Consider the following 20,891-nt stretch of genomic DNA (forward strand, 5'->3'; position numbering starts at 1 on the left):
GATGTCGATGCATCCGTTGCTCCAGCGGCGCTACCGCCTGGATGAGGCACCCGTGCCCTTTGTATTGAACGGGACGGCCGAAACCGGCCGTCGAGGCGACACGGTGCTCACCGCAATCCTTTCGGTCAGCGGCCGCCTGAGACAGAGTGAATTCACCGGTGAGAACCGTGCCGGCTTCTGCCTGATCGGTGCCTGTCAGGACTGCTACGTGATGTTGGCGGACGGCAGCCGCGTCCGCGCCTGCAGCACGGCCTTGAAACCCGGCATGGCCTTTATCACCGATCTCGGCGCGATGGCGGAGGCCGTCCATGAGTGAGCCATTGCAGCCGGTGATCGTCGGCGCCGGTCCGGCGGRCATTCGCGCCGCAGAGCGCCTGGTCCGTGCCGGCCTCAGGCCGGTCGTGCTCGACGAAGGTCAGCGCGCCGGCGGGCAGATCTATCGCCGCCCGCTGATCGAGGACGGTCGCTCCTATCGCAGCCGCTATGGCTCGGAAGCCGGCAAAGCACGAAAGCTGCACGAGGCGTTCGAGGCGCTTCTGCCTGCGATCGACTATCGTCCCGAAACGCTTGTCTGGAATGTTTCGGCACCTGAGCGCGGCAATCAGCTCGATCTTTTCTCGGCTGGCCGTCACCGGCAGATCGGTTTTTCGCAGCTGATCCTCTGCACCGGCGCGACCGATCGCGTGCTTCCGTTCCCGGGGTGGACGATGCCCGGTGTCTATACACTCGGCGCCTCGCAGGTCGCGCTGAAGGCGCAGGGCTGCACGATCGGCGACCGTGTCGTCTTCATGGGGTCCGGGCCGCTGCTCTATCTCGTCGCCTGGCAATATATGAAAGCCGGCGCGCGCGTGCAGGCGGTGCTCGACACCGCGCCCATCACGTCGAAGCGTCACTTGCTGTCGCTTGCCGTTCATGCGCCGCGGATCGTCGGGCTCGGCCTTTTCTATGGGCTGCAGCTTCAACTCTCGGGCGTGAAGATCCGCTACGGCGTGCGGCCGCAGGCGGTTCTCGGCAAGGGCCAGGTCGAGGGCCTTCGCTTCCGTCGGCCGACGCTCAAGGGTGAGGTCGTCGAGACGGTGTCCTGCGACGCGCTCGCCTATGGTTTTGCCCTTCGGCCGGAAACCCAGCTTGCCGATCTTGCCGGGTGCCGTTTCCGTTTCGACGTGCGCGATCGCGCCTGGCTGCCGGAGCGCGACGCCATGGGGCGCACGAGCCGGGCCGATGTCTACATCGCCGGCGACGGTAGCGGCATCGCCGGTGCCGATGCGGCGGAAATTTCGGGCGAACTCGCTGCGGCCGCCTTGCTTGAGGATGCGGGAAAGACATCAGTGGATGCAGCGCGCCTGGTGGCGGCACGCGAAGCGATCCTGCGGCAGCGTGACATCCTCGAGCGCGCCTTTCCCTTCCCGACTGACTGGTTTGAGACCTTAGCCGGCGAAACCACGCTCTGCCGCTGCGAAGAGATCACCATGGCCGAAGGGCGACACGCCATCGCGAGCGGGTCCGTCAGCGAGATCAACCGCCTGAAAGCGCTGAGCCGCATCGGCATGGGCCGTTGCCAGGGGCGCATGTGTTCCGCTGCTGCCACCGAACTGTTGAGCGGCGCCTGTGGCGTCCCGGCCGGAGAGGTTGGTCGCCTGCGCGCTCAGGCGCCTGTCAAGCCAATCCCGCTCGGTTTTGGCGCTGCCGTAGAAACGGAGGCCCGCCCATGAGCCGGCGCATCTCCGTCGACGTCGCGATCATCGGTGGCGGCCTGGTGGGCAGTTCCGCAGCGCTTGCCATGCGCAAGGCCGGGCTTTCGGTTGCATTGCTCGACAAGGGTTATTGCGGCGCCCAGGCGAGCGGCGTGAACTATGGCGGTGTGCGCCGGCAGGGCAGGCCCCCCGAACAATTGCCGCTGTCGCAGCGCGCACACCGCATCTGGCCGCAACTGAAGGCGATGATCGGCATCGATGCCGAATACATGCGCTCCGGTCACTTGAAACTCGCGCGCACGGAAAAGGATTTCGCCAAGCTCGAAGCCTATGCCGAGACGGTCAGGGACTATGGGTTGGGGCTTGAACTCGTAGCCGGTTCGGCGTTGGCGCGCCGGTTCCCCTGGCTTTCGGCCAAGGCTGTCGGCGCGTCGCTCTGCCCCGATGACGGTCACGCCAATCCGCGTCTCGTTGCGCCCGCCTTCGCGCGGGCGGCCGAGCGCGCCGGCGTGACGGTGCTGGAACTGACGCCTGTGCGTGACGTCGCGGCGACCGGGAACGGTTTCGAGATCCTCGCCGGCGACGGCATCGAAATCCGCTGCCGACTACTGATCAACAGTGCCGGCGCCTGGTCCGATGGCATTGCCGCTCGCTTCGGCGAAATCGTGCCGCTCACTCGGATCTACCCGTCGATGGTGGTGACCGAGCCGCTTCCGCTGCGGCTGCCTGTCAGCATGGGCGAGCAGGGCGGCAGCTTCTATGGCCGGCAGGTGGCGCGCGGCAATTATGTCATGGGTGGTGGCCGCGGGCTGTCGCTCGGCGATCCCGACTATTCGCGCCCGTCGGTGACCGCTGCGTCCTCCGTCATGCAGCGCGCCATCATGCTCTTTCCGCATCTGGCCGAGGCCCAGGTCATCCGCTTCTGGTCCGGCACCGAGGCGGAAATGCCCGACGGCAACCCGGTGATCGGCCCGAGCGAAACGACATCAGGCCTCTTCCACGCTTTCGGCTTTTGCGGCGCCGGCTTTCAGACCGCGCCTGCCGTCGGCGAGGTGCTCGCGGAACTCGTCACCGAGGGCCGCACCACCACGCCGATCGACGCCTTTTCCATTGGCCGCTTCCACAAGGTGGCGGTCGAAACTGCAGCCTCGTTGTAAACAGAAAGGGGAATACCATGATCGACCAACGGCTTACCAAAACCACGGCCCTCGCGCTTTTGGCCTTCGTCCTGCAGCAGAATGCTGCCTCGGCGGAAACCAAGACGCTCTATATCGGCATGAACGGCGGCAATTTCGAACGCGCCTATACCGAACACGTGCTGCCGCCATTCGAGAAGGCGAACGACGTCAAGGTTGTCGTCGTGCCCGGCACCTCCGCCGATATCCTCGCCAAGGCGACCGCTGCCAAGGACAATCCGCAGATGCATGTCATGCTGCTCGATGACGGCGTGATGGTGCGGGCGATCGGCGGCGGTCTTTGCCAGAAGGTTGCGGCCGATCCGGTTCTTGACCAGATCCAGCCGGCCGCCCGCCTGAAGGATGACATGGCGATCGGCGTCGACATGGGCATGACCGGGCTTGCCTATAACAAGAAGCTTTTCGACGAAAAGGGCTGGCCGGCGCCGACCTCGTGGATGGACATGGCCGACCCGAAGTTTGAAAACGCCGTCGTCTTCCAGTCGGCTTCCGCCTCGAGCTTCGGTCTGCATGCCTTCCTGATGTTCAATCGTATCCAGGGCGGCGATGAGACCAATGTCGAGCCCGGCTTCGAGAAATTCTCCGACACGATCGGCAAGAACGTCATCGAGTTCATCCCGAGCTCGGCCAAGATCTCCGAGATGGTGCAGACCGGCGAAGCCGCGATCTTCCCGCTGACGCCGACGGCCGTCAACAACCTCAAGGACAAGGGCATTCCGGTGGAATACGCCCAGCCGAAGGAAGGCTCCGTCGTGCTCGCCGTCACCGAATGCGTGATCGCCAACAACAGCGAACCGGAACTCAGCCAGAAGCTCGCCCACTACCTGCTTTCGGCCGAGGCACAGAGCTTGGCGCTCGATCACGGCAACATCATTCCGTCCAACGTCAACGCCAAGGCCGGCACGGATGCGGCAAACGCGAAGCTCGCAACCTTCAAGACCAACATGCAGACTGCCAAGGTTCTCGACTGGGACGCGATCAACCAGAACCGGCAGGAATGGAACAAGCGCTGGAACCGCATGATCGAGCGGTAAGCCTCAGCTAACATAACTCTATTCTTCGCACGCCCCCGTGGACACCATGGGGGCGTGATGCGTTTGGGGGCTCTGTTTTAGAGAGCCCCGTCGATCGCAGAACTGTTGCGCTCGCCCCTGTTCGTCGAAGACGGAAAGAGCTGCGAGCCGAAGGCGCCCTGGCTGCTGATCTCAGGGAAGCTGACATCGGCGATATCGAAATCGGGCATCAGCGCAAGCATCGGCAGGATGCGCTCAAAGACGGCACCGCCGAGCGGCGTGGCGTTCCAGCCCGACGTGCGGAAGCCATAGGTCTCCTTCAGGCCCCTCGGTTCGTCGAGCAGGGTGAGCAGCAGGTAGCGCGGGCTGTCCACGGGAACCACACCCATGAAGGACGTGATGTTGAGTTCCTTGGAATAGCGGCCGCCGACCACCTTTTCGGCGGTGCCCGTCTTGCCGCCGATGAAATAGCCTTTGACTTCCGCCTTCTTTGCCGAGCCGGTCTTGGCGTTGAGCCGCAGCAGATAGCGGAGCGCCTCGCCGGTTTCCGGCTTGATCAGATCGCGCGCGATGATGCGATCGTCCAGCGGCGCGCCCTTGATCAGGGTCGGCCGGATGAGACGCCCGCCGTTGACGAGCGCGGCGACCGCGATGCTCGCCTGAAGCGGCGTGACGGCAATGCCGTGGCCGTAGGAGGCGGTTGCGGTATCGATCTCGCCCCAGCGTCGCGGCAATTGCGGATGGGCGCTCTCCGGCAATTCGGTCGTCAGCCGCGACATCTGCCCGAAGCGTGTCAGGAACGCCCGCAGGTTTTCCGGTCCGACGGCAATCGCCATCTTCGCCATGGAAATGTTTGAGGAGTAGATGAAGGCCTCCGGCAGCGTCAGTGGCCGATGCTGGCCACGATAGTCGTTGATGCGGAAGCGGCCGAAGGCGAGCGGCTTGCTGGCGTCGACGACGGAGCGAAGCGTGAACTGTCCGGAATCGAGCGCCATCGCCGTCGTCAGGGCCTTGAAGGTCGAGCCCATTTCGAAGGTGGCGGCGGCAATGCGGTTGATGCGGTCTGGCTTCAGCGCGTCGACTGGCAGGTTCGGGTCGAAATCCGGATAGGAAACCAGCGCCAGGATTTCGCCATTGGTGACATCGAGCACCAGGCCGGCACCGGCCTTGGCGCTGAACTTGGCGATCGCCTTGCGAAGTTCGGTCTCCAGCGCATGCTGGATGCGGATGTCGAGCGTCGTGCTCACTGGCTCGAGAGTACGGTGGGAGAGATCCATGCCGCTCTGGCGCAAGGCCTCCAACCCCTGGCCCTCGATCCAGCGCTCGATGCCGGCGATCCCGATATTGTCGATATCGACGGTGCCGAGCACGTGGGCGGCGAGCGAGCCGTTGGGATAGAAGCGCTGCTTCTCGCGCTGGAAACCGACGGCCGGAATGCCGGCATTCCACACCGCCTGTTCCTGCGCTGGCGTCACCTGGCGTTTGATCCAGGCAAAGGCGGCGCCGCTCTTCAGCCGACGATAGAGGTCGCGTCCGTCGATATCGGGAAAGATCTCGGTCAGCTTCTCGACCGCCTCGTCGACGTCGACGATCAGTCGGGGCTCGGCATAGAGCCCGGAACTCGGCACGTCGATCGCCAGCAGATTGCCGTTCCGGTCGAGGATCGACGGGCGGCCGAGGCTCGGCGGCGGCGGTATGTAACCGGTCCGCTCATAGTCGGCGACGCCAAGCTGGACGAGGCGCGCCAGCATGAGCCCGAAGACGAGCGCGAAGGCGCCGATGACGAGGAGAAGACGGCCGCGAGGATCCGGCCGGCGCTGAACCTGACGTGCCATATCAGTAGAGCCCGTTGCCGCTGGTGAGGAGCTTTTCGCGCAGTTCCGGCGACAGGTCTGCATCGGTGGTGGCCGATGTACTCGCCGTCTCGAAGCCATCGATGACGGGGCATCCACCGGCGCAGGGCGCGGTTCCCGGCTTGAAGGCTTCGAGAATGGCGCCAGGCGTGCCCGCTGGCACAGGCTGGCCGCTCTTCCTGTCGATCGCCTCGACCGTCATGCCTGACGGCGCATGGAAATCCGCCGCCGGGCGTCCTTGAAGCGCCACCTTCATGAAGTCGATGAAGATGGGCGCAGCGAGGCCGCCGCCAGTTTCGCCATAGCCCATCGGCTTCGGCGTGTCGTAGCCGAGGAAAACGCCGGTGACGACATCAGGCGTGAAGCCGACGAACCAGACATCCTTTTCGTCATTGGTGGTGCCGGTCTTGCCGGCGATCGGCACGCCGAGCGAGCTGACATTTCTGGCGGTGCCACGTTCGACGACGCCGCGCAGCATGGAGGTCACCTGATAGGCGGTCATCGGATCGAGCACGTAGTCGCGATCGTCGACCGGCATAGGCTCTTCCTGGCCGCTCCAGTCGGAAGCGTTGCAATCGTCGCAGCGGCGCTGGTCGTGGCGAAAGATCGTGCGGCCATAACGGTCCTGGATGCGATCGACCATCGAGGGCGTGACTGCTTTGCCACCATTGGCGATCACAGCATAGGCCGAAACCAGTCGCAGCAACGTTGTCTCACCGGCGCCGAGTGACATCGGCAGATAGGGTTTGAGCGTGTCATAGATGCCGAAGCGCTTGCCGTAGTCGGCAACGAGATCCATGCCGAGATGACGGGCGAGACGCACCGTCATCAGGTTGCGGCTGTTTTCCAGCCCGACTCGCAAGGTGGACGGGCCGCTGAAACGGCCGTCATAGTTCTTCGGTTTCCACGTCCGTCCTGCGCCGTCGGCAAGGGCGATCGGCGCATCCATCACCAGGGTCGTCGGCGCGTAACCATTGTCGAGCGCAGCGGCATAGACGAAGGGCTTGAAGGAGGAGCCGGGCTGTCGATAGGCCTGGGTCGCGCGGTTGAACTCCGACTGCGCATAGGAGAAACCGCCAGCGACGGCCAGCACCCGGCCGGTGTTCGGGTCCATGGAAACGAGGGCGCCTTGAACGAGCGGCGGTTGCCGCAGGACGTAACCGTCCTCCTGCTTTTCCAAATAGACGACATCACCGGGCGACAGGACGCCATCGAGCCCGGAGGCGCAGTTCCGCTTTCCCTTGGCCGAGCGGCAAAGCGCCCAGGTCGCGCCCTGGCGTCCAAGGCTTATCGTCTCTGCAGGCGTGCTCCCATTTGACGGCGCGTCCTCCGGCCGGAGGCCGATCTCTACGTCCGCGTTTCCTGCGGCAAGCACCACGCCCAGCCGCCATTCCGGCACGTCGGCAAGCGGCCGGAGCTTGTTGAGTGCGGTCGCCCAGTCCTTTGTCGAGGGGAGCCTTGTGACCGGGCCGCGATAGCCCTTCGCCTGGTCATAGCCGACGAGGCCCTTGCGCAGTGCCTTCATAGCGGCCTCTTGCAGCCGTGGGTCGAGCGTCGTGCGTACCGAAAAGCCGGCGGTGTAAAGTGCTGCCTCGCCATACTGGGCATTGAGCTGGCGGCGGATCTCTTCGGTGAAGTAGTCCGCCGCAGCAACTGCGGGAGAGGGCGTGCGCGGGTCGACACCGAGTGGGGTGGCGGCCGCCTTGGCAGCCGTCGCAGTATCGATGAAGCCGTTCTGCCGCATCTGGTCGATGACCCAGTTGCGGCGGCCGATTGCGCGCTCCGCCTGGCGATCCGGATCATAGTTGTTCGGCGCCTTCGGCAAAGCAGCGAGGAAGGCTGCCTCCGAAACCGAGAGCTCGCCGACCGGCTTGTCGAAATAGGTGAGGGCCGCCTGCGCAACGCCATAGGCGCCGCGCCCGAGATAGATGTCGTTGAGGTAAAGTTCAAGGATACGGTCCTTGGAATAGGTCTGGTCGATCCGCAACGAGAGGATCGCTTCGCGCAGCTTCCGTTCCACCGTGCGGTCGGAAGACAAAAGGAAGTTCTTGGCGATCTGCTGCGTGATCGTCGAGCCGCCGATCATGCGGCGGCCGGAACCGTAATTGGCGAGATTGGCGAGCAGCGCCGTGCCGATGCTCGTGACGTCAATGCCGGGATGGACGTAGAAATTCTTGTCCTCTGCCGAAAGGAAGGCTTGGCGGATGCGTGCGGGGATTGCGCCGATCGGCAGGAACAGCCGGCGTTCGCGCGCGAGCTCGCCGACCATGGTGCCGTCGCCGGCATAAAGGCGGGTGGTGACGGCCGGTTCCCAATTCGCCAGCGTGCGGTGGTCCGGCAGGTGGCGCGTCAGCGCCGCGACTACGGTGGCTGCGGCGAGTGCTACGACGGTCGCGAGGTTGAGGCATGTGCCAAGCAGATTTGCGATGAACTTCATAGTGAGTGGAACGGACCTCTGGGGCAAAGGACTGCCGGCCGGCGCGCGGATGTTCGCGCGGCCGGCGGCCTGTCTGGAGCGATGTTTCAGGGTGCACCGGCATCCGGGATGTCGGCAGCAACGAAGATGCGAGCGGGCCCTACGGCCAGGCGAAACGGCGCATGGGATAGGTCCCCGTAAGCGGCGCGATCAGCCGCACCTTCCTGCGCTGACGCTGCCGAATGGCAGCCCGGTCAGCCGATGGAGTTCACCGTAAAGGGATTGTGCTGGAGCAACAAACCACGTTTATTTGCGAGACCCATTAGATGAGTTAGGGCATTCATGGTCAGGCCATATCTTCCGCTCAATGCGCTGCGTGCCTTCGAGGCGTCAGCGCGGCATTTGAGCTTCACCCGTGCGGCAATCGAACTCTGCGTGACGCAAGCGGCAGTCAGCCATCAGGTCAAGTTGCTCGAAAGCCGGCTGAACGTCACCCTGTTCAAGCGGTTGCCGCGTGGCCTGATGATCACCACGGAAGGCGAGGCATTGCTGCCGGTGCTGCGCGATTCCTTCGATCGCATGGCCGACATGCTCGAGCGTTTCGAGGCCGGCCATATCCGGGAGGTGCTGATGATCGGCGCCGTCGGGACCTTCGCGGTCGGCTGGCTGTTGCCGCGTCTCGCCGAATTCCAGGCCAAGTACCCGTTTATCGACGTCCGGCTTTCGACCAACAACAACCGGGTCGACATGGCTGCGGAAGGCCTGGACTTCGCCATCCGCTTCGGCGGTGGTTCCTGGCACAATATCGAGGCCGTCAGGCTTTTCGAGGCGCCGCTGTCCGTGCTCTGCATTCCCGAGATTGCCGACCGGTTGAAAACGCCTGCCGACCTCCTGAACGAAACGCTGCTCAGGTCCTACCGGGCCGATGAGTGGGTAAACTGGTTCGAGGCGGCCGGCATTGCCTATCCGGCGCCGTTGCTCAAGGGTGTCGTCTTCGATAGTTCGCTGGCAATGATGGAGGCGGCAGCGCAAGGCATCGGCGTCGCACTCGCACCGCCGCTGATGTTCTCGCGGCTGCTGTCGAACGGCACGATCCGACAGCCATTCGATGCCCACACCTCCATGGGAAGCTACTGGCTGACGCGCCTGAAATCACGGCCCGTCACGCCCGCGATGAAAGCGTTTGGCGAGTGGTTGACCGCCGCGGCAGCACAGGAGGCGACCGCTTGGCCTCAGTCTCCGGCACGAGAGGCGCTCGCCAGCTGAAACTGCAGAATTTTTTGGGCCGCTACGAGCAGTCCGTGCAGTCTCCGAAGTCATGTATTCAGCCCAAGAAATTCTAATGCCTGCCCTGAATTCTTGTGATGCCCGTTTTGAGGCTGCCCACGACGCCCATTCCGGCACCGGCGGTGAAATGGCACGGCGCATCCGCGATCGCTCAGGCGTCTTTTGCCGTCGAGTATTCGTACACTGTGCGCCCGGTTTGCGGGTCCACGCCGGCAAGGCTGACTTCGTAGCCCCAGAGGTGGCGCACGTGGCGCAGCGTCGCGTTGCGGCCGCCTTCTTCGAGCAGGATGCCGCTCTTCACATTGTGCTGCAGTCGAAGATGCCGGTCCCCCAGCAGATCGACATCCATGACCTGGATATCCGGCTGATTGGCACCGACGTCGTAACTGTTGGCAAGGGCCGAGCGAACGGCTGAATAGCCGCGCTCGTTGTGGATCGCCGCGACCTCGACAAAGCGGTCCGAAGCGCGGTCCGCGAGCTGGAACAGGCGGAACTTTCGCATCACCGCCGGGCTTAGATATTGCAGGATGAAGGACTCGTCGCGGTGGTTGGCCCAGGCGTCGCGCAGCGTCTCCATCCAGTCGCCGGTGCCGGCAAAGGAGGGGAACCAGTCGCGGTCTTCGTCGGTCGGCTCTGTGGCGATCCGCTGAATGTCCTGCATCATCGCGAAGCCAAGCGCATAGGGGTTGATGCCGGGATAGCGCCGGTCGTCGAAATCCGGCTGGAACACGACGTTGGAGTGGCTCTGCAGGAGTTCCAGCATGTGGCCCTCGCCAATCCGGCCCTGGTCGTAGAGCCGGTTGATGATGGTGTAATGGACGAAGGTGGCGCAACCCTCGTTCATGACCTTCGTCTGGCGCTGCGGATAGAAATATTGTGCGATGACCCGGACGATCCGGAGCAGCTCCCGTTGCCACGGCTCCAGGATCAGGCTGTGTTTTTCGAGGAAATAGAGCAGGTTCTCTTCCGGCAGATTGAGCACCTTCTTGCGTTCGGATGCGTCCCTTTCGGCTTCGGCCGGGTCATGGCTTTCGGCCGTCTGCGGCAGCGTCCGCCAGAGATCGCTATAGGTCTGTTCCTCGTATTCCAGCCGTTCCCGCGCCCGCTCCCGAACCTTCTCGGAGGAGAGCCGCGGCGGACGCCGATAGCGGAATACGCCCTGGTCCATCAGCGCGTGGGCGGAATCGAGGATCGCCTCGACGGCGGCGGTGCCGTGCCGCTCCTCGCATTTGCTCACATATTTCTTGGCAAAATCCATGTAGCTGAGGATCGCACCGGCATCCGTCCATTGGCGGAAGAGGTAGTTGTTCTTGAAGAAATGATTGTGCCCGAAAGCTGCATGGGCCGTGACCAGAGCCTGCATCGCCATGGTGTTTTCTTCCATGAGATAGGTGATGCAGGGATTGGAATTGATCACCAGCTCGTAGGCGAGGCCCCGGTGCCCCTTGCGATAGTGGTGCTCCTCATAGGCAAAGCGCTTGCCGAAGGACCAGTGCTGGTACATCAGCGGCATGCCGACGGAGGAGTACGCATCGAGCATCTGCTCGGAGGTGATGATCTCCAGCTGGTTCGGGTAGACGCTGAGGCCCATTTCCTCGAGCGCGACCGTCTCGATCGCGTCGTAGGCCCGGGAGAGGGTCGCGAAGTTCCAGTCCGAGCCCTGGAACAGGAGGCCTGAAGTCGCACGTCGAGCCATCCGGTCGTCCCCTCATTTCCGGGTGCGTGTGGCCGGCTGCCGGGCAAAGAGCCTGCGGAAGACCGGGTAGATGTCGGCGGGTTTGGCAATCCGGGTCATCTGGAAATTCGCCTTCTCGCCGTCCACCGTGCGATAGGCGCGCCAGAGGGCGGTGCCGTTGTCCGTCGATCCGAAGATTTCCGTCTCACGCTCGTCGATGATCTCGACATAGGCGTAGTACTGGCAGATCTTCGTCAGCTTTTCCCTGAGCAGCGCAGCGCAATGCTCGCTGTCGCCGATGATGTTGTCGCCGTCGGACGCCTGCGCAGCATAGATGTTCCAGATCTGGGCGGGGTAGCGGTCTTCGATAACCCTGATCATCTCTTCGAGCGCCGTCGAGACGATCGTGCCGCCGCTCTGGGTGCTGTAGAAGAACGTCTCCTCGTCGACCTCGCGCGCCTCGTCGGTGTGGCGGATGAAGACGATATCGATCCGTTCGTAGCGTCGTTTCAGGAACAAGTGCAGAAGCACGAAGAAGCGCTTGGCGAGGTCCTTCTCGCGCTCGCCCATCGAGGCCGAGACGTCCATCAGACAGAACATCACCGCATTGGCATTCGGCAGCGGCTGCTGTTCAAAGCGGTTGAAGCGGATGTCGACCGGGTCGACATAGGGTATGCGCCGTCGCTTCTTCTCGATCTTTTCCAGTTCGCCGCGGAGTTCGCTGAGCTTTTGGCGGTCCTTCGCCGAAATTTCCGGCGTCGCCTCGAGCCGCGCAATCTCATCGGCGAGGATGGTCAGATCCTTTTCCTTCGGCCGATGCAACGCCAGGCGACGGCCGAAGCTGTTGCGCATGGTCCGCCCGACATTGATGTTGGTCGGCGTGCCGGCAGTGGCAAAGCCCGCGCGACGGGGTTTGAACGTCACCGTTTCCTTGAGGCTGAGCTTGACCATGTCGGGCAGCTCCAGATCCTCGAAAAAGAGATCCAGCACCTCTTCGCGCGACAGGATGAACTGGAAGTCGTCCTCGCTTTCTCCGGTCCCTGGGCGGCCCTTTCCGCCACCGCCCCCACCTGCTTCCGGCTTCGGCAGGCGGTCGCCTGCCGAAAACTGCTTGTTGCCGGGAAGCACATAGTTACGCTGGCCGCTGCCGCGAGCCGGCTGAAACGTCGGCTCATTGGCACCGTCGGTCGGCATCGGCACGCCGTGCGCCGCATCGACGTCGATGATCCTGTCCGATTTGACCTGTTCCTTGATGACCCGCTTGAGCTCTTCGCGGGCCCGTTTCAGAAAACGCTGTCGGTTGCCGAGGCTCTTATCCTTCGGATTGAGCCGCCGGTCGATGAAATTCGGCATATACCAATCCCCTGCTTCGGCATCGTCAGCCCGCCTTGTTGACCCGCATGTACCAATCGACCAGCCGTCGGACCTGGCGCTCGGTGTAGCCGCGCTCGGTCATGCGCTGGACGAATTCGGCATGCTGCTTCTCGGAGGCACTGTCCTTCTTCGAGCCGAAGCTGATGACCGGCAGCAGGTCTTCGACCTGGCCGAACATGCGCTTCTCGATCACGTCGCGAAGCTTCTCGTAGCTCGTCCACGAGGGGTTGCGCCCATGGTTCTTGGCGCGGGCGCGCAGGGTGAACTTCACAACCTCGTTGCGGAAGTCCTTGGGGTTGGCGATACCGGCCGGTTTTTCGATCTGCGACAACTCGCTGTCGAGAATCTCCCGGTTGAGGATCTGCCCGGTATCGGCATCCTTGAAATCCTGGTCTTCGAGCCAGGCGTCGGCATAGGCGATGTAGCGGTCGAAGAGGTTCTGACCGTATTCGCTGTAGGATTCGAGATAGGCCTTCTGGATCTCGTGGCCGATGAATTCGGCGTAACGCGAGGCAAGCTCGGACTTGATGAAGTCGAGGTAACTTGCTTCGGTCTCCTTCGGGAACTGTTCGCGGCGGATCGCCTGTTCCAGGATGTACATGAGATGTACGGGATCGGCCGCGACCTCCTTGGTGTCGTAGTTGAAGGTCTCGGACAGCACCTTGAAGGCAAAGCGGGTGCTGATGCCGGTCATGCCTTCGTCGACGCCGGCGGCGTCGCGGTATTCCTGAACGGACTTCGCCTTGGGATCGGTGTCCTTCAGGTTCTCGCCGTCATAGACCCGCATCTTGGTATAAAGCGGTGAGTTCTCGTGGCGTGCAAGCCGTGTCGATACGGTGAAGCGGCTGAGGCTTTCGAGCACTTCCGGTGCGCAGGGGCTCTTGGTGAGCTCGCTTTCGCGCAGCAGTTTCTCGTAGATCTGCCGCTCTTCGGTGACGCGCAGGCAGTAGGGAACCTTGACCACGAGAATGCGGTCGAGGAAGGCTTCGTTGTTCTTGTTGTTCTTGAATTGCAGCCATTCCGACTCGTTGGAGTGGGCAACGACGATGCCTTGATAAGGGAAGGCGCCGAAATTTTCGGTGCCGTTGTAGTTGCCTTCCTGCGTTGCGGTCAGCAGAGGATGCAGGACCTTGATCGGCGCCTTGAACATTTCGACGAATTCGAGCAGCCCTTGCGTCGTGCGGTTGAGACCGCCGCTGTAGGAATAGGCGTCGGGGTCGGCCTGGCTGTAGTTTTCGAGCTGGCGGATATCGACCTTGCCGACCAGCGAGGAAACGTCCTGGTTGTTTTCGTCGCCCGGTTCGGTCTTGGCGATTGCGACCTGGCGCAGCCGCGAAGGCGTGAGCTTGACGACGCTGAACTTGGAGATGTCGCCGTCGACTTCGTCAAGCCGCTTCGTCGCCCAGGGCGAAATCAAACCGGTGAGGCGCCGTCTGGCGATACCGTATTTGTCTTCGAGGAGATCGGCCATGCGATCGGGATGGAAGAGGCCGAGGGGCGATTCGAAGACCGGGCTGATCTTGCCGCCGACTGCCAGCGTGTAGATCGGCTGCAGTTCCATCAGCTTCTTCAGCCGCTCGGCGAGTGACGACTTGCCGCCGCCGACCGGTCCGAGCAGGTAGAGGATCTGTTTGCGCTCCTCGAGCCCCTGCGCGGCGTAGCGGAAGTAACCGACGATCCGCTCGATCGTATCTTCCATGCCGTAGAAGTCGGCGAAGGATGGATAGATCTTGACGGTGCGGTTTGAGAAGATGCGGCCGAGGCGTTCGTCCGCGCTGGTATCGATCAGGGTTGGGTTACCGATGGCAGTAACCATCCGCTCCTGCGCGGTGGCATACATGCTTTTGTCGTCGCGACATGCCAGAAGGTATTCTTGAAGGCTGATTTCTTCTTGCGCTGCACTGGTATAGATCTCCGAGAAGAGATCAAAAACGTCGCATTCGCTCTTTTGCATCATGCTCTCCCGCGGCCGCTGGCTGAGACGGGGATCGCTGCTTATCGGCTCGCTCATTCGAATAAACGGCGTCCCATGCGCAATGTTCCACCAGAGTACTCGCTTTCTTCTGATTCTCGAAGGGGTTGCTTTCAAGGATTGAAAGATCGTGACCGAGGGCTCACGAAATCCTGATCCGGACGCCCGAGATGGCGCGCCGGAGGGGCGTTTTCTGGCGTATTCGGATCGGCTTGGTCGCAGGAGATTGGCGCCTCGGGCAAGTCCGGCAGAGTGCCAGTGTCTCGCCAAAGCGTACTCGACCGCTCAAGGCGTCGTCAAAGCATACCCTGCGAATATGAAGTACTCTTCAATGGCGCCGCCGCGCAGCGGCGCCTGAGCAGAAAGAGCCGTCAGGACAGCCAGGCCGGCAACCGAGCCGGAACACGGCCCGTGAGCGCCGCCTCTACGCAATCGGCGAGGCTGCCGAAGCGAACGGAGCGGCCGGAGAGGCCGGGGCCGTAATGGGCGTACTTGCCGGAATTGGTCATCAGCGCCCGGGTCTTGGTCGGGAAGACCGGCTCGGAGATCGAGCACCAGCAGAGATCCGGCAGCACCTGGATACCGCTTGCCTCCAGCCGCGAAAGCAGGCCTTCCTCTCGCGCCGCGGCAATAGCATCGCGTCCGGCGGTTACGATGACGGCGACGTTGCTTTCGCGCTTGCGACCGTCGAAGGCGACGGCCAGAGCGCGGCATTCCTCCAGCGAGGCATGCGGGCTGCCGATCGCGACAAGCTCGACTTCTGCCGGGCCTTCGTTCAAGAGCGACCAGGCGTCAGTCATGTCGGCGAGCGTGATCGTCGTGTGGTCGGCATCTTCGGCGGCAGCACCATCGGCTTCCGGGGTCACGCCCTCCACATGCAGCATGGGCGATGCGGACGTCGTGCCGAAGGCGGCGCAAAGTGCCTTGAGGTCGTCGCGTGAAGGCTTTGCCGAAGCAAGACCGCGCAGCAGCGGGATGCGGTCGGGTGCTGCCTTGCCGGCGAGATAGCCGATCAGCGGCCAGAAGGCGTCGTCGATATTGTCGGGCAGTTCCACGTCGATGACGCGCTTCGCCTTGCGCGGCGCGTCGAGATAGACGCCCGAGAGCGGCGCGCGACCGGTCAGCGCGATGCAGAGGTCGAGAAAGTCAGGGTGTTTCGCCGTGCGGGCGCCAAGCACGGTATTGGCGAAGATCACCGCGTTGGACTCCGCCCAGGCAATGGATTCGCCTGATTTCGGCGCGCTGTCGAGCAGATAGGGCGAACAGGTGAAGGTCGGGCGACAGCCCATGCGCACGTAAGCGTCCGCAAGCCGTGCGGCCGGGTCACCGAAGCTTTCCGGAACGCCCTGCGCCTGCCAGTTGGCGCGGTCGACGGAGATCGCGTTCATGGTCGTCGGCACCCGTACCTTGGCACCCATGTCCGCCATTTTCTCGGCGAAGGTGAGGTTTGCGGGGCTTGCATAGATGCAGCCGTCGATATGGCCCTGGACCACGTCGATGAGCTTTTCCGCCCCCTGCTGCGCTGCCATGGCGGAGATGATGCGCATTGCCTGCTGGACCGCGACGCCGTCGCGGCCGTCGAGCATGGCGCGATCGCCTTCGGTAAGGTTAAGAGCCGTCGTCGCCGGCGGGGCGACCGGGATCGTCAGGCCGTCGGCCTCGATCGCCGTATCGCTGATGCGTGCCGATTTCGCCTCAGACAGCGCCTTGAAGGCTTCGCGCGAAAGGCGCAGCACAGGCAAGGATTTACCGAACATCTCGGCGCCGATCAGCGCGCCGAGCGTCAACACGTCCTCAGCTTCCGAGAACACGAGGGCCGCCGGCGCACGCCCGGTCAGCGCCATGTCGAGCAGTACGCCTGAACCGGTGCAGGAACCGCGGCTCGACGGCATCATCAGGATGCCGCCGGTGAGACAGAGGTCGTGCAGCGGATGGTGCACGTCGATCACCCGGCCCGTTGCCGGATCGACCCCGCCCCAGAAGCTCAGTGCTTCCTCGGTGGCGATGATGGGGCCATCGGCGGAGCCGGAGAGAATGCTGCGGGCGGAGATCGATTGGGTCATTTTACGACAAATCCATGAGCAAAGGGGTCGCGGTCATCGATGAAGATGGTGTTGATGCCGGTCATGCGGGCCCAGCCGGCGATCGATGGGATGATGGCGTCGCGGTCGGCGACCTTGGTCGCTGCCTCGACGCGGCCCTTGAACAGCGAACCGATGATCGATTCATGTACGAACTCGTCGCCAACCCCCAGCTTGCCCTTGGCGGCAAGCTGGGCCATGCGCGCCGACGTGCCGGTGCCGCAGGGTGAGCGGTCGATCGCCTTTTCGCCGTAGAAGACGGCGTTGCGCGCATGCGCCTCGGCCTGCGTCGGCTTGCCGGTCCACTGGATGTGGCTCAGACCCTGGATTTCCGGGTGTTCCGGATGCACGAACTCGTATTTGGCATTCAGTGCTGCGCGCAGCTTCGGGCTCCAGCCGACGAGCTCGCCGGCCGTATGGTCGGCCATGTCGCGGAAATTCTTCTGCGGCTCGACGATGGCGTAGAAGTTGCCGCCATAGGCGACGTCGACGACGATCTCGCCGAGCCCTTCGACCTCGGCCGTCAGCCCCTCGGCATAGAGGAAGCCCGGGACGTTGGTGAGGCGCACTTCCTCGACGAACCGGCCTTCCTGGCGATAGGTGATATCCACCTTGCCAGCCGGCGCATCGATCGAGAGCTTGCCCGGCTCGCGCGGGGTGATGAGCCCGTTCTCGATCGCCATGGTGATGGTGCCGATCGTGCCGTGGCCGCACATCGGCAGGCAGCCTGAGGTCTCGATGAAGAGTACCGCCACGTCGCAGTCAGGCCGCGTCGGCGGATAGAGGATCGAGCCCGACATCATGTCGTGGCCGCGCGGCTCGAACATCAAGCCGGTGCGGATCCAGTCGTATTCGCGCAGGAAATGCGCCCGCTTCTCCAGCATGTTGGCCCCTTCGAGCCGCGGCCCGCCGCCGGAAACGAGGCGGACGGGATTACCGCAGGTGTGGCCGTCGATGCAGGAGAACGTGTGGTTGGCCATGGTATAAGCTCTGTCAGAATCTTTGAGGCGAGAAGGATTGGATGTCGATCGCCGGCCGCTGGCCGGTGAGCAGATCGGCGACGAGGCGCGCGGTTCCTGCCGACTGCGTCAGGCCGAGATGGCCGTGGCCGAAGGCATAGACGACGCGGCCCGTGGCACGGGCGCGGCCGATGGCCGGCAGGCTATCGGGCAGCGACGGACGGAAGCCCATCCACTGCACGCCGCCTTCGCTCTTGAAGCCGGGCAGGAAGGTCTGCGCCTTCTTCAGCATGGCCTCGGAGCGCCGGAAGTTCGGTGGCAGCTTCAGGCCGCCGAGCTCGACGGCGCCGCCGACGCGGATGCCGGTCGAAAGCCGAGTGACGACGAAGCCGTGGCCGCCGAAGGTGACCTGGGTGCGCAGATCAAAGGCATCCTGCGGCAATGTGGTGTTATAACCGCGCTCGGTTTCGAGCGGGATGCGCTCGCCGAGCGTGCGGGCGATCTGGTGCGAGAAGGCGCCGGCCGAAAGCACGACCTGGCCCGCACGCAGCGTCTTGCCGCCGGCCGTCAGTTCGATGCCGCCATCAACCGGCTTCAGTGCCGCGACCTCGGCGCGCTCGATGGTGCCGCCCTTGGCGCGGAAATGGTCTGCCAGCGCCAGCGTGTAGAGCTTGGGATCGGCGATCGAGAACCAGCCGGGCGTAAAGGTGCCGTGGGTGAAGCGTGGCGCGAGACCGGGTTGAATTTCGGCCATTTCGGCCGCGCCCATGTGGCGGAACTCGATGCCGTGCTCCGCTCGCGCCTTCCAGCCGGGAAGCGATGCCTTCAGTTCGGCTTCGCTTTCATAGACCTGAAGGTTGCCCTCCTTGCGCAGCATCGGCAGGGTGCCGGTCTCAGCCAGGAAGGGTTCGAGCTCCGCCTTGGAGAGGTCCATCATTGCCGTCTGCGCGGTCGTCGAATGTGCCACGCGGCTTGCCGAGCAGGCACGCCAGAAGCGGAACATCCATGGCGCGATCTGCACCGCATAGGCCGGCGGGACGCTCAGCGGTCCGAGCGGGTCGAGCAGCCACTTCGGCGCCTTTTTGAGGATGCCGGGCGAGGCGAGCGGCAGGATGTCGGTGAAGGCGAAGGCCCCGGCATTGCCCGCCGAGGCTCCTGCTGCCGGGCCTTCCCGGTCGAGCACGGTGACCGAAAGCCCCCGTGCCTGGGCGGCGATCGCCGCCGATAGGCCGACGACGCCGGCGCCGATGACGATGACGTCAGGCTGAATTGCATCGGTCATGATCGGCTCAGTGCGTCGCTGCCAGGAACTTCTGCAGTTCCGGATCCTTCGGCGCGCCGAAGAGCGCTTCCGGTGCGGCGATTTCCGCCATCACGCCCTTGTGGAAGAAGGCGACCCGATCGGAGACCTCGCGGGCGAACTTCATCTCGTGCGTGACGCAGATCATCGTCATGCCTTCGGACGCCAGCATGCGCAGCGTGTCGAGCACTTCGCCGACGAGCTGCGGATCGAGCGCCGAGGTCACTTCGTCAAACAGCATGTATTCCGGGGACATGGCAAGCGCGCGGGCAATCGCCATGCGCTGCTGCTGGCCGCCCGACATGCGGGTCGGATAGACGCCGAGCTTTTCGCCGAGGCCAACATGTGTGAGCTGCTTGACGGCGATCTCCTCGGCCTTCTCCTTCGAGAGGCCCAGCACCTTGCGTGGCGCCAGCGTGACGTTTTCAAGCACGGTCAGGTGCGGGAAAGCATTGAACTGCTGGAAGACGATGCCGAGCTTGCTGCGCAGCTTGTTGAGGTTTGTTGACTTGGCGTGGACCTCGGTGCCGTCGACGAGGATGCGGCCGGCATCGATCGGCTCAAGACCGTTGATGCAGGTGAGCAGGGTCGATTTGCCGGAACCGGAGCCGCCAATGATGGTCAGCACCTCGCCCTTGTTGACGGTGAGGTTAATGCTTTTGAGAACCTCCAGCGAGCCGAAGGATTTGCGAACGTTCTGGATCTCAATCATTGGACCACCGTTTTTCAAGGTAACCGCCGAGCCGGGCGATCGGGAAGCTGATGAGGAAGTAGATGGCGCCGCAGATCAGAAGGATCAGCAGCGGCTCCTGCAGGCGGGTGACGAGAACCTGCGAAGCGCGCAGCAGTTCGATCAGGCCGAGCCAGAGCACGAGTGCCGAGTCCTTCATGACGCCAAGCGTCAGGCCGATCCAGGACGGCAGCGAAACGCGGGTCGCAAGCGGCGCCACGATGTAGCGCATGTCCTGCCACCAGGTCATGCCGAGCGAACGGGCGGCGCGGCGGGTCGTCGGCGGCACGGAAGAGATGCCACCACGCACGATCTCAGTGCAATAGGCGGCCGTATAGAGCGACAGCACAACGCAGGAGGTCGTGAACGGCGCCCAGCCGAGCTTGGCGATCGCCTGGAAGGCATTGGCAAGCACGAGCTGGATCAGGAGCGGCACCGAGCGGAAGATGTCGAGCACGAAAGTGAGCGGTGCGGCCCAGTAGGGGCCGACCTGGTTGCGCACGACACCGAAGATGATGCCGAGAACGGTGCCGGCGGTGACCGAGACGGCGGTGACCGCGAGCGTCATCAGCGCGCCTTGCAGCAGGAAGCCGAGATCAGCGAGGGTGAGGGCGGTATTGAACATCTCTCACCTCTCCTTAGTAGCGGAACATGCGTGCGGCGAGCAGGCGCGCACCAAGCGTCACGGCCTTGGCGATCAGGTAGTAGATGATCGCCGCGATCGCGAAGAATTCGAAGGTCCGGAACGAGCGGGCGTTCAGTTCCTGGGTGATGCCGGCGAGGTCGGTGTTCATGCCCACGGTAACGCCGAGCGACGTCATCAGGATCGCCCAGACCATCTGGTTGGTAACCGGCAGGAAGGCGATGCGCAGCATCTGCGGCAATACGATGTAGCGGAATGCTTGCACCGCGGTCATGCCGAGCGAGCGGCCTGCGCGCGTCTGAGTCTCGGGAATAGCCTTGAGCGCGCCGCGGAAATTCTCGGCGAGATAGCCGGCATTGTTGAAGGCGATCCCCGCCAGCAGCGCCGTATAGGGGCTCAGGTGGATGCCGAAATTGCCGAGTCCGAAATGCGCCATGTAGATCTGGAACAGCGCCGGCGTGTTGCGGGCGATCTCGACCCAGGCAGTGGCAAAGCCACTGAGGATACGGTTTCCGGACAGGCGGCAGGCCGTGAGCGCCAGCGCCAGTGCCAGGCCGATGACCATCGAGAGCAGAGCCACCTGCAAGGTGACCAGTGCTCCATCGAGCATCTGTGGCAGGGCTTTCAGCGCCTGATTCCAATGGAAGGTATAACTGAACATTTTCGTCTCACCTCTGCGGAAACGAATAGCGGCGCGA

The 20,891-nt window shown here is 63.6% G+C and carries 16 protein-coding genes; 5 read left to right on the forward strand and 11 right to left on the reverse strand.

Going from position 1 to position 20,891, the window contains the following annotated elements; translation table 11 throughout:
• The first annotated feature begins 1 nt into the window (after position 1).
• Genes AB4Z53_RS30400 through AB4Z53_RS30415 form a run of 4 tightly spaced genes read left to right on the forward strand, consistent with a single transcriptional unit; the run spans position 2 to position 3,924 of the window.
• Entirely contained in the window at positions 2-316 is a 315-nt protein-coding gene (locus AB4Z53_RS30400) for a (2Fe-2S)-binding protein (RefSeq protein ID WP_441599129.1), read from the forward strand.
• Positions 309-1,712: an FAD-dependent oxidoreductase gene (locus AB4Z53_RS30405; RefSeq protein ID WP_441599130.1), complete on the forward strand. Its 1,404-nt coding sequence runs from the start codon at positions 309-311 to the stop codon at positions 1,710-1,712. The genes AB4Z53_RS30400 and AB4Z53_RS30405 overlap by 8 nt, the downstream gene beginning before the upstream one ends.
• Complete coding sequence (locus tag AB4Z53_RS30410) at positions 1,709-2,851, forward strand: NAD(P)/FAD-dependent oxidoreductase (RefSeq protein WP_441599131.1); 1,143 nt, start codon at positions 1,709-1,711, stop codon at positions 2,849-2,851. Before AB4Z53_RS30405 ends, AB4Z53_RS30410 begins: the two co-directional genes overlap by 4 nt.
• Before the next feature lie 17 nt (positions 2,852-2,868).
• Positions 2,869-3,924 (forward strand): ABC transporter substrate-binding protein, encoded by a 1,056-nt coding sequence (locus AB4Z53_RS30415; RefSeq protein ID WP_441599132.1) that lies wholly within the window; start codon positions 2,869-2,871, stop codon positions 3,922-3,924.
• 77 nt (positions 3,925-4,001) lie between these two features.
• Here the strand turns inward: AB4Z53_RS30415 and AB4Z53_RS30420 are convergent, their stop codons facing one another.
• A complete protein-coding gene (locus AB4Z53_RS30420; protein WP_441599133.1) occupies positions 4,002-5,738 on the reverse strand; it encodes a peptidoglycan D,D-transpeptidase FtsI family protein in 1,737 nt (578 codons plus the stop codon).
• Position 5,739: 1 nt separating this feature from the next.
• Positions 5,740-8,184 (reverse strand): penicillin-binding protein 1A, encoded by a 2,445-nt coding sequence (locus AB4Z53_RS30425; protein ID WP_441599141.1) that lies wholly within the window; start codon positions 8,182-8,184, stop codon positions 5,740-5,742.
• 330 nt (positions 8,185-8,514) lie between these two features.
• Here AB4Z53_RS30425 and AB4Z53_RS30430 point away from each other — a divergent pair, with 330 nt between their 5' ends.
• Positions 8,515-9,438 carry a LysR family transcriptional regulator gene (locus tag AB4Z53_RS30430; RefSeq protein ID WP_441599134.1) on the forward strand — a complete coding sequence of 308 codons (924 nt, stop codon included), beginning with the start codon at positions 8,515-8,517 and terminating at the stop codon, positions 9,436-9,438.
• A gap of 172 nt (positions 9,439-9,610) precedes the next feature.
• Here the strand turns inward: AB4Z53_RS30430 and AB4Z53_RS30435 are convergent, their stop codons facing one another.
• From AB4Z53_RS30435 to AB4Z53_RS30475, 9 genes are all read right to left on the reverse strand, one after another.
• Positions 9,611-11,155 carry a SpoVR family protein gene (locus AB4Z53_RS30435; protein WP_441599135.1) on the reverse strand — a complete coding sequence of 515 codons (1,545 nt, stop codon included), beginning with the start codon at positions 11,153-11,155 and terminating at the stop codon, positions 9,611-9,613.
• 12 nt (positions 11,156-11,167) lie between these two features.
• A complete protein-coding gene (locus tag AB4Z53_RS30440; protein WP_441599136.1) occupies positions 11,168-12,487 on the reverse strand; it encodes a YeaH/YhbH family protein in 1,320 nt (439 codons plus the stop codon).
• 25 nt (positions 12,488-12,512) lie between these two features.
• Positions 12,513-14,462 (reverse strand): PrkA family serine protein kinase, encoded by a 1,950-nt coding sequence (locus tag AB4Z53_RS30445; RefSeq protein ID WP_113540830.1) that lies wholly within the window; start codon positions 14,460-14,462, stop codon positions 12,513-12,515.
• A gap of 389 nt (positions 14,463-14,851) precedes the next feature.
• Positions 14,852-16,543: a cis-3-hydroxy-L-proline dehydratase gene (gene lhpI, locus AB4Z53_RS30450; RefSeq protein ID WP_441599137.1), complete on the reverse strand. Its 1,692-nt coding sequence runs from the start codon at positions 16,541-16,543 to the stop codon at positions 14,852-14,854.
• On the reverse strand, positions 16,540-17,541 hold the full coding sequence (locus tag AB4Z53_RS30455; RefSeq protein WP_441599138.1) for a 4-hydroxyproline epimerase: 1,002 nt from the start codon (positions 17,539-17,541) through the stop codon (positions 16,540-16,542). Before AB4Z53_RS30455 ends, lhpI begins: the two co-directional genes overlap by 4 nt.
• A 13-nt stretch (positions 17,542-17,554) precedes the next feature.
• Complete coding sequence (locus AB4Z53_RS30460; RefSeq protein WP_441599139.1) at positions 17,555-18,802, reverse strand: NAD(P)/FAD-dependent oxidoreductase; 1,248 nt, start codon at positions 18,800-18,802, stop codon at positions 17,555-17,557.
• Between the two features lie 7 nt (positions 18,803-18,809).
• Positions 18,810-19,532: an amino acid ABC transporter ATP-binding protein gene (locus AB4Z53_RS30465; protein WP_113540834.1), complete on the reverse strand. Its 723-nt coding sequence runs from the start codon at positions 19,530-19,532 to the stop codon at positions 18,810-18,812.
• On the reverse strand, positions 19,525-20,175 hold the full coding sequence (locus AB4Z53_RS30470; protein WP_034798414.1) for an amino acid ABC transporter permease: 651 nt from the start codon (positions 20,173-20,175) through the stop codon (positions 19,525-19,527). The genes AB4Z53_RS30465 and AB4Z53_RS30470 overlap by 8 nt, the downstream gene beginning before the upstream one ends.
• 13 nt (positions 20,176-20,188) lie before the next feature.
• Entirely contained in the window at positions 20,189-20,854 is a 666-nt protein-coding gene (locus tag AB4Z53_RS30475) for an amino acid ABC transporter permease (protein WP_113540835.1), read from the reverse strand.
• Positions 20,855-20,891: the final 37 nt, after the last annotated feature.

Origin of the sequence: Ensifer sp. 2TAB8, from assembly GCF_052115125.1 — a bacterium.
Taxonomy (GTDB): Bacteria; Pseudomonadota; Alphaproteobacteria; order Rhizobiales; family Rhizobiaceae; genus Ensifer.